The sequence below is a fragment of the Kocuria sp. genome, from assembly GCF_030536815.1.
Taxonomy (GTDB): Bacteria; Actinomycetota; Actinomycetes; order Actinomycetales; family Micrococcaceae; genus Kocuria; species Kocuria gwangalliensis.
In genome coordinates this window covers 1-1795 of sequence record NZ_JAUNPE010000308.1, presented here as the reverse complement: position 1 = coordinate 1795, position 1795 = coordinate 1, and the positions used below count along the sequence as shown (strand labels likewise).

Sequence of the window (1795 nt, the reverse complement as noted above, 5' to 3'; positions counted from 1 at the left end):
AATTCTGGTGTCGTCCCTGTGTCGGCGCCGCTTTGGATGCACGGTGGATTCCGTGCGCTCGCCCGCTGGCGGTCGCGCAGAACTGGTGGTCACGCTACTCATCGGATTCCTTTTCAGTCGGTCACGAACGCCGGTGCGTCACTCGGCCGTGAGGTGGATCAGGCGAATGCGGTCAGGGCGCAGCTCAGGGGCGTGCAGACCGACTTCCTGAAAGAAGGAGCCCCTTGTTGCGGAGCCTTGGGGCCACCATGGCGGCGGCATGAAGGCAGCATCGGCCGCCTTGGGTGTCACGTCGGTGGCCCTGTATGCGGCCGCGGGGTCGAGGCCCCTGAATGTGAGACGACCAACCGGATCAGTTATGGAGATTCCGGTGCACACCACGGCAAACAGCGCCTCCGAGCGGTCCTTTGAGACCACGCCGTGCACATCCCAGTGCGGGTCCACGGGATCCACGCGAATCACTCGTCCGTGGTGCAGGAGATCGCGGTGCTCTTTATAGAGGGCGATCCAATCGGAGAGTTCGTTCATCTCAGCTTCGCTGGCCTGGGTCAGATCCCATTCCACCCCGAAGTGACCCCACAGGGCCGTCCCTGCCCTGAAGTTCACCGCGTGCAAGCGGTCCGTCTGGTGCGAACGGCCAGAGGCAACATGGCTACCCATTAATTCCGGTGGAACCAAATGTTGGGTCCACCGGTGCATCTCCTGGCGCTCGGCAGGATCAATGCAGTCGGAGGTCCAGAAGCGGTCGGTGTGTTCGAGCACACCCAGATCCACACGCGCCCCTCCGGAGGAGCACGACTCGATCTCGAGGCCCGGGAACAGATCCTTCAGCTCCGCCATGAGGCGATATGCCGCCAAAGTCTGCCGGTGCACGCCTGGTGCGCGATCCAGGCTGGAACCAGCCTCGAGGACGTCCCGGTTGTGGTCCCACTTGATGTAAGCAATCTTGTGATTCTTGAGCACCTCGACCATTTGGTCACGTACGTGTGCGTAGGCCGCCGGGTTGCCTAAATCCAGGACGTGCTGGAAGCGGCTGCTCACCGGGGTCCGTCCTTCGGGAGCCAGAACCCAGTCCGGATGTGTTCTGGCGACTTCGGAATCCAAGTTGACCATTTCTGGTTCGAACCACAACCCGAATTCCATCCCGAGCTCCGTGACCTCATCGATCAGCGGCGTGAGTCCGTCGGGCCAGACCTCGGGCGAAACAACCCAGTCGCCCAGCCCTGAGGTGTCATCTCGTCGAGAGCCGAACCATCCGTCATCGAGCACGAAACGTTCGATGCCGATGTGAGCCGCGCGCTGGGCCAGAGCGGAGAGCTTGGCCAGATTGTGGTCGAAATAGACTGCTTCCCAAACATTCAATGTGGCGGGGCGGGGCCGCCTGGGATGCTGAGGGCGGGACCTGATCCAACGGTGCAGGCGGTTGGCCTGATCGTCCATGCCCCGACCCCACACGCCATAAATCCACGGCGAGGTGTAGTGCTGGCCGGAGTCAAGAACAATTTCTCCGGGCATCAACAGTTCGCTGCCGCCCAGGAACCGGTGGCCCGTGTATTCACGCTCAGCCCAGGTTCGATGGTTGCCCGAGAAACCGGTGTGTACTCCCCAAACCTCACCGTGCGCAAAGCCGAAGCCGGATTCTCCAGCGATGATCATGTGAGCGGCATCTGCGCCAGTTCGTCCCTTACGGCCTTCGCGCAAATGCAGACCGACCGTGAACGGTTTACGATCCTGCGCCACGCGCTCCTGGCCCCAATGCCCGGCAAAGTCCAGGATTTGCTGCGCGCGTGAGGGC

General features: G+C 62.2%; 1 protein-coding gene. It reads right to left on the bottom strand.

Features of this window, described 5'->3' with window-relative positions; translation table 11 throughout:
* Positions 1-138: 138 nt before the first annotated feature.
* A partial coding sequence (locus Q4E95_RS13470; RefSeq protein ID WP_303383783.1) for an alpha-galactosidase occupies positions 139-1795 on the bottom strand: 1657 nt, incomplete at its 5' end.